This window comes from Bordetella sp. (genome assembly GCF_051960075.1).
Taxonomy (GTDB): Bacteria; Pseudomonadota; Gammaproteobacteria; order Burkholderiales; family Burkholderiaceae_B; genus Bordetella.
This window is the reverse complement of record NZ_JBQCER010000058.1, coordinates 35,634-49,967: the sequence shown is the minus strand read 5'-3', so window position 1 is coordinate 49,967 and position 14,334 is coordinate 35,634. Positions and strand designations below refer to the sequence as shown.

The following is a 14,334-nucleotide window of genomic DNA, read 5'->3' as shown; positions in this document are numbered from 1 at the left end:
ATGAATACCGGCCTAGCGATGGAAATAGTGCTTGATGCCGCTCAACGTGAGCAGCTCTCTGGGCAGCCAGCCGCGCCAGAAGGCGTAGGCCGCCACGGCGATGACGACCACCAGAATAGTCAGCAGCCAGCCCCAGGGCACGGACGACGGCACGTTGGGCGAATTTTCACCGCCCACGGCGGCGCTGGCGCCCAGATCGCGGCCGGCAGGGCGATCCGCGACCGCGGCGTGGCCGGACATGGCTGCAATGATGGGTTCCATGTCGACGCCGACCAGCCTGGCGTAGTTGCGGATCATGCCGCGCAAGGACACGCCGGTGGGCAGTTGTTCCCAGCGCTCTTCTTCGAGCGCCTGAAGCTGGCGCGCCGAATACTTGAGGCGGGAAGACGCGTCTTCGAGCGAGATGCCGCGACCGACGCGCGCATCGCGCAAGAAACGGCCCACGTTCAGGGCCTGGGACGACGGTTCGACAGCGGTCGTGGAATCCTGCTGGTTCATGCACTCACCTTTGCAATGGGTATGGTGCGGGTTTTGACGCCCATGCGGCGTTCGGCCACGCGAGTCCTGTCCTGCACCTCGCCGGCCAACTGGCCGCATGCGGCGGCAATGTCGTCGCCGCGCGTTTTGCGCACCGTAGTGATGATGCCGGCATCCATCAGCCTTTGGGCGAACACCCGCACGCGCGCGTGCGGCGATCGCTTCAGGCCGGACTCCGGAAAGGGGTTGAACGGGATCAGATTGAGCTTGCAACGCACCCGCCGCGCAATCTGGATGAGCTCCCTGGCATGCTGGTCGGTATCGTTGATGCCGTCGAGCCTGCAGTATTCGAAGGTGATGAAATCGCGCGGCGCGAACTCGAGGTAGCGGTTGCAGGCCGCGAGCAGTTCGTCCAGCGGATATTTTTTGTTGAGCGGCACGAGCTCGTCGCGCAAGGCGTCGTTGGGCGCGTGCAACGACACGGCCAACGCCACGGGGCAATCTTGAGACAGCCGGTCCATCATGGGCACCACGCCCGACGTGGACACCGTGACACGACGACGCGACAAGCCGTAAGCGTTGTCGTCGAGCATGAGGCGCAGCGCCGGCACCAACTGGTCATAGTTGAGCAGGGGTTCGCCCATGCCCATCATGACCACGTTGCTGATGACGCGGGTGTCTTCGGCGGCTTTCGCGGTCGCGCCGGGCAGGCGGGCCGAGCCCGCGTCCGCTTCGAGCACGCGGCGCGCCCACCAGAGCTGCCCGACGATCTCGGCCGTGCTCAGGTTGCGGTTGAAGCCCTGATGCCCGGTGGAGCAGAAGCGGCAATTGACCGCGCACCCCGCCTGGCTCGACACGCACAGCGTACCGCGATCGTCCTCGGGGATGAACACCGTTTCGATGGCATTGCCCTGCCCCACGTCGAACAGCCACTTGCGCGTGCCGTCGGACGAGATCTGCTCGGTGCTGACCGGCAACGCCTGGACGCTGGCACGTTCGGACAATTGGGCGCGGAAATCGCGCGCCAGATCGGTCATATCGTCGAACGCATCGACGCCGCGCTGATGCACCCAGCGCTGCAACTGCCGGGCGCGAAAGGGCTTGCCGCCCCATTGTCCGACCAGGTCGGACAAAGCGGCGGCATCCAGGCCCAGCAGATTGATGCGTTCGTTTTCCATGGCGCGGTTGTCTCCATGGCACATGGCCGCGGCGATGGAACGCGCGGCCATGCCCTGGAAAATCAGCGGCTGTAGACGTTGATTTCGGGGAAGAAGAAAGCGATTTCGACGGCGGCGGTCTCGGGTGCGTCGGAGCCGTGCACGGCGTTGGCGTCGATGCTGTCGGCGAAGTCGGCGCGGATGGTGCCCTTTTCAGCCTTCTTGGGGTCGGTGGCGCCCATCAGGTCGCGATTTTTCAGGATGGCATTCTCGCCTTCGAGCACTTGCACGAAGACCGGGCCCGAGACCATGAAGTCGACCAGGTCCTTGAAGAAAGGACGGGCGCTGTGCACGGCGTAGAAACGCTCGGCGTCGGCGCGAGAGAGCTGGCGCATTTGCGCGGCGATAACCTTGAGATTGGCGCCTTCGAAGCGGGCGACGATCTGGCCGATGACGTTCTTGGCGACGGCGTCGGGCTTGATGATCGAGAGGGTACGTTCAATAGCCATGGAAACTCCAATAAAAACAGGCACTTCTATGCGGTTACGGTAACCCGACATCTTAACATGCCGAGAAGAATCCAATACATCTTAAAATTATCGGTTTGCCCGACCGTGTATTCGGGCCCCGTTTTGCCGGAAACCTATCGCAATGACCCAAGCCGCCGAGCCCAACCTGACTGCCGCCGCCCCCGAAAGCCCCGAGCTCGCCAAGAGTTTCGAGCCCGCAGAGATCGAATCCCGTTGGTACGACCTGTGGGAACAGCGCGGCTATTTCCAGGCCGGCCGGCACGTGGCGGCCGGCGACCGGCCGGACTCGGGTGCCGCGTCCTACTGCATCCAGTTTCCCCCGCCCAACGTCACCGGCACGCTGCACATGGGCCATGCGTTCAACCAGACCATCATGGACGGCCTGGTGCGCTACCACCGCATGTCGGGCGACGACACGGTATTCGTGCCGGGCACCGACCACGCCGGCATCGCCACGCAGATCGTGGTCGAGCGCCAGCTCGACGCGCAAAAGATCTCCCGCCACGACCTGGGCCGTGAAAAGTTCGTGGAAAAAGTCTGGGAGTGGAAGGAGCAATCGGGCAACACCATCACCGGCCAGGTGCGGCGCCTGGGCGCCTCGGCGGACTGGCCGCGCGAATACTTCACCATGGACGAGCGCATGTCGCGCGGCGTGGTCGAGACCTTCGTCAAACTTTACCAGCAGGGCCTCATCTACCGCGGCAAGCGCCTGGTCAACTGGGATCCCAAGCTGCTGACCGCCGTGAGCGACCTCGAGGTCGTTTCCGAGGAAGTCGACGGCTTCCTCTGGCACATCGAATACCCCTTCGTCGACGGGCCGCAGACCATCGTCGATAAAGAAGGTAACACCGTCACCCTGCGCGGCATGACCATCGCCACCACGCGCCCCGAGACCATGCTGGCCGACGGCGCGCTGTGCGTGCACCCCGACGACGAGCGCTACAAGCACCTGGTGGGCAAGCTGGTGGAGCTGCCGCTGTGCGACCGCAACATTCCCATCATCGCCGACGATTTCGTCGACATGGAATTCGGCACCGGCTGCCTGAAGATCACCGGCGCGCACGACTTCAACGATTACGCCTGCTCGCAGCGCCACGGCCTGCCGCTCATCACCATCTTCACGCTCGATGCGCACATCAACGAGAACGGCCCCAAGCGCTTCCAGGGCCTGGACCGAGATCAGGCGCGCAAGGCCGTGGTGGCCGCGCTCGAAGCAGAAGGCTTTCTGGTCAAGACGGTGCCGCACAAGATGATGCAGCCCAAGGGCGACCGCACCGGCGTGGTGATCGAGCCCATGCTGACCGACCAGTGGTTCGTCGCCATGAGCAAGCCTGCCCCCGAAGGCACCCTCAATCCCGGCAAAAGCATCACTCAGGTGGCGCTGGACGCCGTGGCCGACGGCCGCATCACCTTCTATCCCGAGAACTGGACCACGATCTACAACCAATGGCTGGAAAACATCCAGGACTGGTGCATCTCGCGCCAGCTGTGGTGGGGGCATCAGATCCCGGCCTGGTATTCGGAGGACGGCCGGATTTTCGTGGCGATGACCGAGGCCGACGCCATCGCGCAGGCGCGCGCCGCCGGCGTGACCGGCCCGCTCAGGCGCGACGAAGACGTGCTCGACACCTGGTTCTCGTCGGCCATGGTGCCTTTCACCACCCTGGGCTGGCCCGAGAACACGCCCGATTATCAGAAATACCTGCCCTCCAGCGTGCTGGTCACGGGCTTCGACATTATTTTCTTCTGGGTCGCGCGCATGGTGATGATGACCATGCACATGACCGGCAAGATCCCTTTCAAGCACGTCTATGTGCACGGCCTGATCCGCGACGCGGACGGCCAGAAGATGAGCAAATCCAAGGGCAACACGCTGGACCCGGTGGATCTGATCGACGGCATCGACCTGGATACGCTGGTGCAAAAACGCACCTTCGGCCTGATGAATCCCAAGCAGGCCGGTGCGATCGAGAAGACCACGCGCCGCCAGTACCCCGACGGCATCCCGGCTTTCGGCACCGACGCGCTGCGCTTCACCATGGCGGCCTACGCCACGCTGGGCCGCAACATCAACTTCGACCTCAAGCGCTGCGAAGGCTACCGCAATTTCTGCAACAAGCTGTGGAACGCCACGCGCTTCGTGCTGATGAATACCGAAGGCCATGATTTGCACGACGCGAATCACGCGGCAGAACTGTCCTTGGCCGACCGGTGGATCGTGAGCCTGCTGCAGCGCCTGGAGACCGACGTCGCCAAGGGTTTCGCCGACTATCGCTTCGACAACGTGGCCAACGCGCTCTACCGCTTCGTGTGGGACGAGTACTGCGATTGGTATCTGGAACTGGCCAAGGTGCAGATCCAGTCGGGCGAACCGGCGCAGCAGCTGGGCACGCGCCGCACGCTGATCCGCGTGCTGGAGGTGGTGCTGCGCCTGGCGCACCCCATCATTCCCTTCATCACCGAAGAACTGTGGCAGAAGGTGTCGGTGGTGGCGGGCAAGCGCCAGGCAAGCGAATCGGACAGCGTGAGCGTACAGCCCTACCCCGTTGCCCATCCCTCGGCCATCGATGCCGCAGCCGAAGGCGCGGTGGCCGAACTGAAGGCGCAGATTGAAGCCGTGCGCGCGCTGCGCGGGGAAATGGGTCTGTCGCCTGCACAGAAAGTGCCCTTGTTCGCAGAGGGCGATGCGCAGCTGCTGGGCCGCAACGCGCCCTATCTGGCTGCGCTGGCCAAGCTGAGCCAGGTGGACATCGTGTCGGCCCTGCCCGATGCCGGCGCGCCGGTGCAAGTCGTGGGCAAGGTTCGGCTGATGCTGCACGTCGAGATCGACGTGGCGGCCGAGCGCGCGCGCCTGGACAAGGAAATCGCCCGTCTCGAAGGCGAGATCGCCAAGGCGCAAGGCAAGCTGGGCAATGCCAGCTTCGTCGAGCGCGCGCCGGCCGCGGTGGTCGAGCAGGAAAAGCAGCGTATGGCGGCTTTCGTCGAGACGCTGGAAAAGGTGCGCGCTCAGCGCACGAAACTGGCTTGATCGCCTGAGTTCTCGAACAGGCCGGGGTGGGCATAGCCAGCCCGGCCCACCCCGCCGATCGGTTCAGGCGCGCTGCCCGGCGCCTGAAACCCTCAGGGCAGGGCAACGCCCGTGTATCGCGCCCGGGGCCGTATGAGATGCCCCGTTTCGATCTGCTCGAACGCGTGGGCCATCCAACCGACGGATCGGGCCAGAGCAAAGATTACGAACGGCGCCTCGGGCGGCAGCTTGAACGCCTCGCAGATCGATGCCAAGGCGAAATCGATATTGGGCCGTTCGCCCGTTAGCGCGACACCTTCCTGGCACACCGCCGCATAGACTTTGCCGATCTTGAAGCGCGTCAACAGCGCCGCAGCCCTGGAGTCGCCGTTGGGATACAAGGGATGCCCGAACGCGGGCAGCGCGTAGCCGCGTGCGCTGTATTCCCGCACGCTGGCGGCCGCCCCGTCGCGCTGCGCCGCAGCGTGTAGCTCTTTGACGCTCAGCGTCGACCCGCCATGCAGAGGCCCGGCCAGAGTTGCCAGACCGGCCATCAGACCGGCAGCCAACGAGGTTCCCGTCGAAACGGCCACGCGCGTGGCAAAGGTCGAGGCATTGAGTTCATGGTCGGCCAAAAGCACCAGGGCACGGCGCAGAAAATCCTGAGCCCTGGGTCTCTTCCAGCAGAGGGCCATGCGCCGATGCGCAGGAGCGCCGGGCTCTGGCGCGGGGCCCAGCATTGCCGCCATGACGTCTTCGAGCAAGCGCATTGCCTCCGGAACCAGCACCTGGCGTGCGCGGCCGCGCGACGGCGGATCGACGTCGACCCGCGTGGCGAGGACGGATAAAGCATTCGATAGGAGCGAGGCGTTGCGCGCTTGCGCCCGCCTGCGGCCTGGTCCGAAAACGATGTCCTCCGCGCCCCACAGCAGGCCGGCTGTCTGTTCCAGCGTCCACGTGTCGGAAAGCTCGACCGCATCGCACCCGCGATACCACAGCCGACCGTGCTCCACGGTGGAAATACCGGAGGCCAGCACCGGATCGCCCCACTCCATGGCCTGCTGGGCAACCGCAGCCGCGCTCCTGCGTCCCGTTCGCCGAACAGCCATGCGATCGATATCGGCGCGATGATAGAGACTGCGGCGAGGATCGCTCGGATCCGGTTTGGCGCGTATGCGGCCGCGGCTGACATTGGCGTACAGCGTCTGGGGCTGAACGCCGAGCAGGGCGAGCGCTGCTCGGGCCGGTATCCACGACATCGCGTTCTCCTGGCGCGTTGATGGTTCTTGGTCAATATTGATGATTGACATCAAGATTGACGTCAATTTCAACGGAAGTATCGTAGCTCCGGATTCAATCCTTCATCAATGCAGGAGAACGGACATGGACGTCACTTCGACGCTGCTCCATACGATATGGACTTCGCTGGGCGGCAGGGCAGACCAGACACAACGGGTCGAAATCACCGCACAAGGCGCCCTGCCCTCGGCCTTTCCGGTTACCGACCTGGCGGCCTCGTCCATGGCGGCGGCAGGTCTGGCCGTGGATGAGCTCAGGCAGGCGGCCGGCCATGACGCTTCCCGCCTCGCCGTAGACCGACGCCTGGCTTCGCTCTGGTTTTCGAGCTCGCTGCGGCCGCAGGGCTGGCGCGTACCGCCGCTATGGGATCCCATCGCCGGCAACTATGCGACCCGCGACGGCTGGATACGCCTGCACACCAACGCGCCGCATCACCGCGCCGCCGCCGAGCAGGTGCTGGGCAGCCATGCCGACCGCGCCGGCGTGGCCGCGGCGGTCTCGGCCTGGGATGCGCTGGAACTGGAGACCGCCATCGTCCAGGCCGGCGGCTGCGCGGCGCAAATGCGCAGCGCCCGCGAATGGGCCAGCCATCCGCAGGGCCAGGCCGTAGCCGCCGAACCGCTGATCCATATGCAAACGCATTCGGCATCCGGCCGTGCGCAACACGCCGCAGCCTTCGATCCGACCAGGCCGCTGCACGGATTGAAAGTGCTCGACCTCACGCGCGTGCTGGCCGGCCCCACCGCCACGCGCTTTCTGGCGGCCTACGGCGCGCAGGTGCTGCGCATCGATCCGCCGGGCTGGGACGAGCCAGGTCTCGTACCCGAGATGACGCTGGGCAAACGCTGCGCGCGCCTGAACTTGCACAGGCCGCAGGATCGCGCCGTGTTCGAGCAACTGCTGGCCGACGCGGACATCATCCTGCACGGCTATCGGTCGGACGCGCTCGAGCGGCTGGGATACGGCGCCGACTGGCGGCGATCCCGCAATCCCGGCCTTATCGACGTGAGTCTGGACGCCTACGGCTGGAGCGGCCCTTGGGCCGCGCGCCGCGGTTTCGACAGCCTGGTGCAAATGAGCAGCGGCATCGCGCACGCGGGCATGCTCTGGCAACAGACCGACAAGCCTTTTCCGCTGCCGGTGCAGGCGCTGGATTACGCCGCGGGCTATTTGCTGGCCGCCGCCGCGGTGCGCGGGGTCACGCTGCGCCTGACTGGCGCGGGCGCGCTGCAGGCTCGCACATCATTGGCCCAAACCGCCAAACTTCTGCTCGATCAGGGCACGGACAACCTCCAGGAACCCGCTCTCCCGCCCGAATCCGCCGACGATCTGGCCGCCACGATCGAACGCACGATATGGGGCGAGGCCCGACGCATCAACTGGCCCATTGCCCTGCCGGGTTGCCCGGCAAGCTGGCAGCATCCCGCCAGCGCGCTGGGTTCGGCGCTCGCGCAATGGGAAACCGAAGCGCGTTGAGCGATCGACGATCGACTACAAGCCGCCGTCGACCATGCGGTAGTAGTTGATCATCGCGCCGACATACAAGCGCCGCAAAGCATATAGCGGCAGCCCCTGGATCGGCGTGATCGGCACGGGCAGCGATCTGGCGTCGCCGCCGACCAGATACTGCGCGAACGCGCGGCCCATGGCGGTCTGCAAGCCGACACCGCGCCCCTGGCAGCCGATATCGGCTAGCAAGCCGGGCGCCGGCTCGTGCAGATGCGGCAGATAGTCGCGCGTGATCGCCACCCGGCCGCACCAACGGTGTTCGATGGGCTGGCCTGCAGCCTGAGGAAACATCTTGACCAGCACGCGCTCCAGGTGCGCCCAATCGGCCGGCCCCCTGGGTTCACGGAAGGGCCCGCGGCCGCCCATCAGCAGGCGCCCTTCGTGGTCGAGCCGGAAGTACAGCAGCAGATTGCGCGTATCGGACACCACATGCCCCTGCGCAAGGATGGTGTCGCGAATCGCGGGAGGCAGCGGCCGCGTGGCCACCTGGTAGGTACAGGCATCGATGATGGATTCCTGCAGTCCCGGCAAAAGCTTGCCCACATAGGCATTGGTGCACATCACCACGCGGTCGGCGGCGACCTGCGCGCCGCTGGCGGTGCGGGCCACCCATTGCGCCCCCTCGCGGCTCAAGGCGGCCACAGGACTGTCGGTATGAACGCGCGCGCCCGCGGCCAGCGCCGCCCTGGCCAGGCCTCGCACATAGGACAGGGGCTGGATGCCGCCGGCGCGCGTGTCGACCCAGCCGCCCTGGTAGCGGTCCGTGCCGATCAGCGCTTGCGCGCTGGCGCGGTCGAGCACCTGAACCTTGACGCCCAGACGCTCCCATTGCCGCGCACGCCCCTCGGTCAGCTTCACCGCGTCGGCCGTGTGCGCGCCCTGGATCCAGCCCGCGCGTCGGCGCGGCACGTCCATGCCGTGCTTGTCGATGAGGTCGAAAACCGCGTCGGCCGTGCCGCCGACGAACTGCAGCAGCCGAGGGCCGCGCTCGGGGCCATACATGGCCATCAGTTCGTCCGGGTCGTATTTCAAACCGGGAATGACCTGCCCGCCGTTGCGGCCCGATCCGCCGAAGCCGATCTCGCGCGCCTCCAGCACCACGACGCTCACGCCCTGCTCGGCCAGATGCAGCGCGGTGCTCAGGCCGGCGTAGCCCGCGCCGACGACGAGCACATCGGCCTTGGTCGACGCGGTCAAGGCTTGCGTCTGCGGCGCGGGCGCGGCCGTGGCCGCCCAAAGCGATTTCGACAGGGGAAACAAGACGTCCTGCGCCATGCCGGCTCCTTACATCGGATGCAGCACGCGGCGCAGGAAGTCCTGCGTGCGGGCATGCTGCGGGTGGTTCAGCACATCTCGGGCCGGGCCTTGCTCGACGACAACGCCGCCGTCGCAGAACAGGACGCGGTCGGCGACCTCGCGGGCGAAGCCGATTTCGTGCGTAACGACCATCATGGTCATGCCTGTGTCGGCCAACTGCCGCATCACGCCCAGCACGTCGCCCACCAGTTCGGGATCGAGCGCCGAGGTGGGTTCGTCGAACAGAATGGCCTTGGGTTGCATGGCCAGGGCGCGGGCGATGGCCACGCGCTGCTGCTGCCCGCCCGACAACTGCCCGGGATGCACGTCGATCTTGTCGGCCAGGCCCACCTTGGCCAGCAGGTCGCGGCCGCGCTCGACGACCTGGGCACGCGGCTCCTTCTTGACGTAGATCGGCGCCTCGATGACGTTTTCCAGGGCGGTGCGGTGCGGAAAGAGGTTAAAGCGCTGGAACACCATCGCCACCTGGGTGCGGATGGACACGATGGATGGCGCGTCGCAATCGACCTTGGTGCCGTCGACGAAGATCTCGCCCTGGTTGTAGCGTTCCAGGCCATTGATGCAGCGCAGGAGCGTGGACTTGCCCGAGCCCGACGGACCGATCACGCAGACCACTTCGCCGCGCTCGACCTTGGCGTCGATGCCTTTGAGCACTTCCAGCTTGCCGAAGTTCTTGTGCACACCCCGCAGTTGGATCATGGCTTCGCTCATCTGCGCGCCCCCTGTTTTTCGAAATGGCGCACGATGAGGATGAGCGGGATGCACATGATGAGATAAAGCATGGCCACGAGATTGAACACAGTGGCGTTGTTGAAGGTAGACACTGCGATCAGCTTGCCTTGCAAGGCAAGCTCGGCCACCGTGATGGTCGAGGCCTGGGAGGAATCCTTGAGCATCATGATCATGATGTTGCCGTAGGGCGGTAGCGCGATCTTGAACGCCTGCGGCAGGATCACCCGGCGCATGGTCAGCCCCCAGCCCATGCCCATGGACATGGCGGCCTCGATCTGGCCATGATCGATGGCCTGAATGGCTGCGCGGAAGTTCTCGGCCTGGTACGCCGAATACGCGATGCCCAGGCCGATGATGGACGCCTGCAGGGCCGACAACTCGATGCCGATATCCGGCATCACGAAGTAGATGTAGAACAGCAGGACAATGATGGGAATGCCGCGCAGCACATTGATGATGCCTGCGCTGATCTTGACCAGCCAGGGCCAGTTCGAGACCCGCATCAGGGCCCATACCAGGCCCAGCACCGTCGAAAACGCCAGAGAGCCCAGCGCCACCGCGATGGTGAGCTTGACTCCCTGGAGCAGTATGGGCAGGTACTCTGCCGCGTTGTGGAAGAACTCCATCATGTCGAGTTGCCGGACTTAATCCAGGCCCCACTTCTTGAGAATGGCGGGAATGGTGCCGTTAGCCTGGAGCTTGGCGAGCGACTTGTTGATCTCGGCCAGCAGCGCCGTGTCGTCTTTACGCGTCGCGATGGCCACGCCATTGACAACGACGGGTTTGTAAGACCGGTCCAGCTTCAGCTTGGGAAACTTGCCCTGCCCGATCGCATAAGCGGCAATGGGAAAATCCAGGAAACCCGCCTGGATGCGGCCCGCGTTGATGTCCGCCATGAGATCGGCCGTGGTGTCGTAGAGCTTGATCTCCTTGAACATGCCGCTGTCCTGCAGCGGTTTGACGAAAGCCGTGCCTACTTGCACGCCCACCGTCATACCTTTCATATCGGCAAAGCTCACGTAGGGCTTGTCGTCCGTCTTGGGTACCACCAGGCCTTCGCCATAGGAATAGACGGGCTCGGAAAAGCTGATCACCTTCTTGCGCTCGTCGGTGGCGAACATGGCGGCAGAGATAATGTCGATGCGCTTGGTCGTCAGCGACGAGATCAGCGCCGAAAACTGCATGGGCTCGATCTTGACCGCAAAACCATCGTCCTTGCCGATGGCGTCGATGATGTCGACCATCACGCCCTGGATGGTGTTGGTCTTGGCATCCAGAAAGGTGAACGGGCTGCCCGTGGGCGTGGAGCCCACCTTGAACACTTTCTCCGCGTAAGCGCTGCCGCTGGTCAGGGCGGCAGCAGTCATCACGGCCGCGATCGTCAGGAACTTGAGCTTCATGTCTACCCCTTTGCTGGTTGATTGAAAATGCAAAAAACTGCCCCGATCAAGGCCGGGGCGTGCCTGCGCCGGGCATCGAACGGCCGATGCCCCAGATCACTTCGGTTTCCGTCGTGCCAGGATTGCGCCAGCGGCGCCGCTCATTGCCCGCATAACAGAAACTGTCACCCGCCTTGAGCAACACCACGCGTTGCTCGAGCCACAGCTCGAGCTCGCCGCGCAGGACCACGCCGACCTGTTCGTCGGTATCGGTCACGAACAGCTCGTCGCCGCTGGAGCCGCCGGGTGCGAGTACGGCGCGGCACAAGTCCAGGCGACGGGAAGCAGGCGGGCTGAGCATCTCTTTGTAGACCCCGCGTTCGGGGTTGTCGACGCGGCGGTGGCCGCCGGCGCGGCGCACATGCCCGTCGATGTCGTCGTTGCCGGGGACAGCGTCGCGCAGCAGATGCTCGGCCGGCACGCCGTATTCGCGCGCCAGGGATTGCAGCACTTTGATCGAGGGCGAACTCAGGCCGCGTTCGACCTGGCTCAGCAGGCCCAGTGAGATGCCGCAAGCCCCCGCCACGTCGGCCAGCGAACGGCGGCGCTGCTTGCGCAGATGGCGCAGCTGCTCTCCCAGCCAGAGATCGACCAGGCTTTTGGCATGTATGGGTGCGGCGCTCGCCATCGGCACAATGAAAATTTCATAAATATGGAATTTTCAATCCTAGGTTCGTGCACAGTGCGGCAACAAGCTGGGGAATTCCCTAAAATAGACAAGAAACCTTGCTGGAACCCGCCGCTATGAAGTCCCTGTGTTTTGCCGCACTTTTTGCCGCATGCCTCGCCGGCTGCGCATCCACGTCCCCTCATGCGAGCCTGCCGGCCAGCCGGCCCGTGGCGTCCGGCACTTTCGGCCCGCTCCTAGCCGAAGGCGTCAAATCCGCGAGCTCGGCGTCGCAGGGACCGCGGATTGCCGTCGGCACCCGCTATGCCGATGAGCCCTTGAATCTGCCCTGGTTTCTGAACGACGCCATAGACGCCGCGAACGGCCGATGAAACCGCGATATCTCGCAGACTTCAGGAGGAGCGCTTGGGCAGCGATGCCAGAAAGCGCTCGTCTTCGCGTGCGAGCCGACCTGCTGCGCGCGCCTGCTCGATCAAATCGGGGCGGCGCTCGGCGGTGAGCGAGAGAGACTGCTCGCGCCGCCAGCGGGCGATGCGAGCATGGTGACCGCTGAGCAGCGGCTCGGGAACGGGCACGCCCTCGTAGACTTCGGGGCGTGTGTAATGCGGGCTGTCGAGCAGGCCGTCCAGCGCGGGATTGAACGAGTCCTGCAAGGCGGAATCGTCGTCGTTGAGCACGCCGGGCAAAAGGCGCACTGCGGCGTCGATCATGGCTAGCGCCGCAATTTCGCCGCCTGACAACACGAAGTCGCCCAGCGACCACTCCTGCGTGACGCGCCGATCGATGAAACGCTGGTCCACGCCTTCGTAGCGGCCGCAGATGAAAATGGCGCCCTGCCTTGTCGAGGCCAGCTCCTGCGCTTCGCGCTGGCCATAACGCCGGCCCGTAGGCGCGAGCAGCACGACGGGCGCTTCGCGCAGCCCTTGCGCGTCGCGCTCGGCCTGAGCGGCATCGACCGCGGCCTCGAGCGGCGCGGCCAGCATCACCATACCCGGGCCGCCGCCATAAGGCCGGTCGTCCACGGTACGATGCGCATCGTGCGTGAAATCGCGCGGATTCCAGGCCTTGAGCGACCAGATGCCCTGCGCATGCGCGCGGCCGGTCACACCCTGGTCGCGGACCAGACCGAACATATCGGGAAACAGGGTGACGGCGTCAAAGCGCATGATCGCGGACCTCGGTTCTGGAAGCCGGCCGGCGGCCGACGCGACCTCAGTAATCGGCGGGCCAGTCGCTGTCGATGCGGCGCGCGGCCAGATCGACGGCCTGGATATGGGCCTGAACGAAGGGTATCAACAATTCCTGCGGGCGCCCCTTGGCGTCGGGCACGAGCTGCAAGACGCCGGAAACATCGGCTGCCTTGCGCTGTACGCGCAAGATGGCGTGCGCTCCGTTGTCCAACACCTCGACCACCGGGCCCAGCAGTTGGGGCTCGGCACCCTGTTCGGAGGTGTAGACGTCGCAGCCTATCAGGTCGACCCAGTAGTACTCGCCTTCGGCTGCAGCGGGAAAGGCGCTGCGCGAAGCCATGATGACATAACCGCGCATGGCCTCGGCCTGATTGCGATCAGCCACACCCTGCAATTGCGCCACGACCGCGGCGCCCTGGGCACGCGCTTGTACGACAGGATAGGCGATCGGCGCGGGAGCGGCGGTCTTGCTGCCCCTGTCGTTCAGTAGCGGCGCCGCGGGGCGTACCAGCCACCACGCCTTGGCCGAACGCAGCACGTCGGCCTGCGCCGAGTGCGGCTGCACCTTGACCCAGCCCTTGATGCCGTAGGCCCCAGTAATGCGGCCCAGCTCGACCAGGTCGGTCGGTGCGGAACTCATTGTGCCCGGATCAGGCAGCGATCTTGGCCGAGTATTCCTTGACCAGGCGTTCCACGGAGGGCGACAGCTGGGCACCGTTGCCGGTCCAGTATTGAACGCGATCCAGGGAGATGCGCAGGTTTTCAGAACCTTCGTTGCCCACGGGGTTGTAGAAACCCACGCGTTCGATGAAACGGCCGTCGCGGCGGTTACGCGAATCGGTAGCAACCAGGTTGTAGAACGGGCGCTTCTTGGAGCCGCCCCGAGCCAGACGAATGACCACCATGGTAGGTAATCCTATGAATTAGTTTGGGAAACCCAAGATTCTAGCAGTTTTTGATGCTGCTCTGCAATGTGGCACTTTAAAACCTTCAGATTGCTCCGGGGTCCACGGCTCGCAACGGCCTCATGCGTCGGGCTTACAACACAC

15 protein-coding genes are annotated in these 14,334 nt (G+C 65.0%); 3 read left to right on the top strand and 12 right to left on the bottom strand.

Annotated features, from left to right (window positions below; translation table 11 throughout):
* Nucleotides 1-12 precede the first annotated feature (12 nt).
* The 3 genes from ACTHJ1_RS09585 to ndk form a co-directional block, all read right to left on the bottom strand.
* Nucleotides 13-498, bottom strand: a complete 486-nt coding sequence (locus ACTHJ1_RS09585) for a helix-turn-helix domain-containing protein (protein ID WP_440191205.1) — start codon at nt 496-498, stop codon at nt 13-15.
* On the bottom strand, nt 495-1,655 hold the full coding sequence (gene rlmN / locus ACTHJ1_RS09580) for a 23S rRNA (adenine(2503)-C(2))-methyltransferase RlmN (RefSeq protein WP_440191376.1): 1,161 nt from the start codon (nt 1,653-1,655) through the stop codon (nt 495-497). The genes ACTHJ1_RS09585 and rlmN overlap by 4 nt, the downstream gene beginning before the upstream one ends.
* 62 nt (nt 1,656-1,717) lie before the next feature.
* Entirely contained in the window at nt 1,718-2,143 is a 426-nt protein-coding gene (ndk, locus tag ACTHJ1_RS09575; protein ID WP_440191202.1) for a nucleoside-diphosphate kinase, read from the bottom strand.
* 142 nt (nt 2,144-2,285) lie between these two features.
* Here ndk and ACTHJ1_RS09570 point away from each other — a divergent pair, with 142 nt between their 5' ends.
* Entirely contained in the window at nt 2,286-5,192 is a 2,907-nt protein-coding gene (locus ACTHJ1_RS09570; protein ID WP_440191199.1) for a valine--tRNA ligase, read from the top strand.
* Nucleotides 5,193-5,284: 92 nt separating this feature from the next.
* On the opposite strand, the gene ACTHJ1_RS09565 is transcribed toward ACTHJ1_RS09570, so the two are convergent.
* Nucleotides 5,285-6,430 carry a citrate synthase gene (locus ACTHJ1_RS09565; protein ID WP_440191196.1) on the bottom strand — a complete coding sequence of 382 codons (1,146 nt, stop codon included), beginning with the start codon at nt 6,428-6,430 and terminating at the stop codon, nt 5,285-5,287.
* Between the two features lie 124 nt (nt 6,431-6,554).
* Here ACTHJ1_RS09565 and ACTHJ1_RS09560 point away from each other — a divergent pair, with 124 nt between their 5' ends.
* Nucleotides 6,555-7,946, top strand: a complete 1,392-nt coding sequence (locus ACTHJ1_RS09560) for a CoA transferase (protein ID WP_440191193.1) — start codon at nt 6,555-6,557, stop codon at nt 7,944-7,946.
* A 15-nt stretch (nt 7,947-7,961) separates the two neighbouring features.
* Here the strand turns inward: ACTHJ1_RS09560 and ACTHJ1_RS09555 are convergent, their stop codons facing one another.
* Genes ACTHJ1_RS09555 through ACTHJ1_RS09535 form a run of 5 tightly spaced genes read right to left on the bottom strand, consistent with a single transcriptional unit; the run spans nt 7,962 to nt 12,095 of the window.
* Nucleotides 7,962-9,254 (bottom strand): NAD(P)/FAD-dependent oxidoreductase, encoded by a 1,293-nt coding sequence (locus ACTHJ1_RS09555; RefSeq protein WP_440191190.1) that lies wholly within the window; start codon nt 9,252-9,254, stop codon nt 7,962-7,964.
* 9 nt (nt 9,255-9,263) lie between these two features.
* The gene (locus ACTHJ1_RS09550; RefSeq protein WP_440191373.1) at nt 9,264-9,995 is read right to left on the bottom strand and encodes an amino acid ABC transporter ATP-binding protein; all 732 of its coding nucleotides are present in this window, start codon (nt 9,993-9,995) and stop codon (nt 9,264-9,266) included.
* A gap of 8 nt (nt 9,996-10,003) precedes the next feature.
* A complete protein-coding gene (locus ACTHJ1_RS09545) occupies nt 10,004-10,657 on the bottom strand; it encodes an amino acid ABC transporter permease (RefSeq protein ID WP_440191187.1) in 654 nt (217 codons plus the stop codon).
* A gap of 15 nt (nt 10,658-10,672) precedes the next feature.
* The gene (locus ACTHJ1_RS09540; RefSeq protein ID WP_440191185.1) at nt 10,673-11,428 is read right to left on the bottom strand and encodes an ABC transporter substrate-binding protein; all 756 of its coding nucleotides are present in this window, start codon (nt 11,426-11,428) and stop codon (nt 10,673-10,675) included.
* 46 nt (nt 11,429-11,474) lie between these two features.
* Nucleotides 11,475-12,095, bottom strand: coding sequence for a helix-turn-helix domain-containing protein (locus ACTHJ1_RS09535; RefSeq protein WP_440191182.1), 621 nt, complete (start codon nt 12,093-12,095; stop codon nt 11,475-11,477).
* A gap of 116 nt (nt 12,096-12,211) precedes the next feature.
* On the opposite strand from ACTHJ1_RS09535, the gene ACTHJ1_RS09530 reads away from it, so the two are divergent.
* A complete protein-coding gene (locus tag ACTHJ1_RS09530) occupies nt 12,212-12,466 on the top strand; it encodes a hypothetical protein (protein ID WP_440191179.1) in 255 nt (84 codons plus the stop codon).
* Nucleotides 12,467-12,487: 21 nt separating this feature from the next.
* Here ACTHJ1_RS09530 and trmD read toward each other — a convergent pair whose 3' ends face one another.
* From trmD to rpsP, 3 genes are read right to left on the bottom strand one after another with little or no spacing between them, the layout of a single operon-like run.
* The gene (trmD, locus tag ACTHJ1_RS09525; protein ID WP_440191176.1) at nt 12,488-13,261 is read right to left on the bottom strand and encodes a tRNA (guanosine(37)-N1)-methyltransferase TrmD; all 774 of its coding nucleotides are present in this window, start codon (nt 13,259-13,261) and stop codon (nt 12,488-12,490) included.
* A gap of 46 nt (nt 13,262-13,307) precedes the next feature.
* On the bottom strand, nt 13,308-13,943 hold the full coding sequence (rimM, locus tag ACTHJ1_RS09520) for a ribosome maturation factor RimM (protein WP_440191370.1): 636 nt from the start codon (nt 13,941-13,943) through the stop codon (nt 13,308-13,310).
* Complete coding sequence (rpsP, locus tag ACTHJ1_RS09515; RefSeq protein WP_440191173.1) at nt 13,936-14,190, bottom strand: 30S ribosomal protein S16; 255 nt, start codon at nt 14,188-14,190, stop codon at nt 13,936-13,938. Before rpsP ends, rimM begins: the two co-directional genes overlap by 8 nt.
* Nucleotides 14,191-14,334 lie beyond the last annotated feature (144 nt).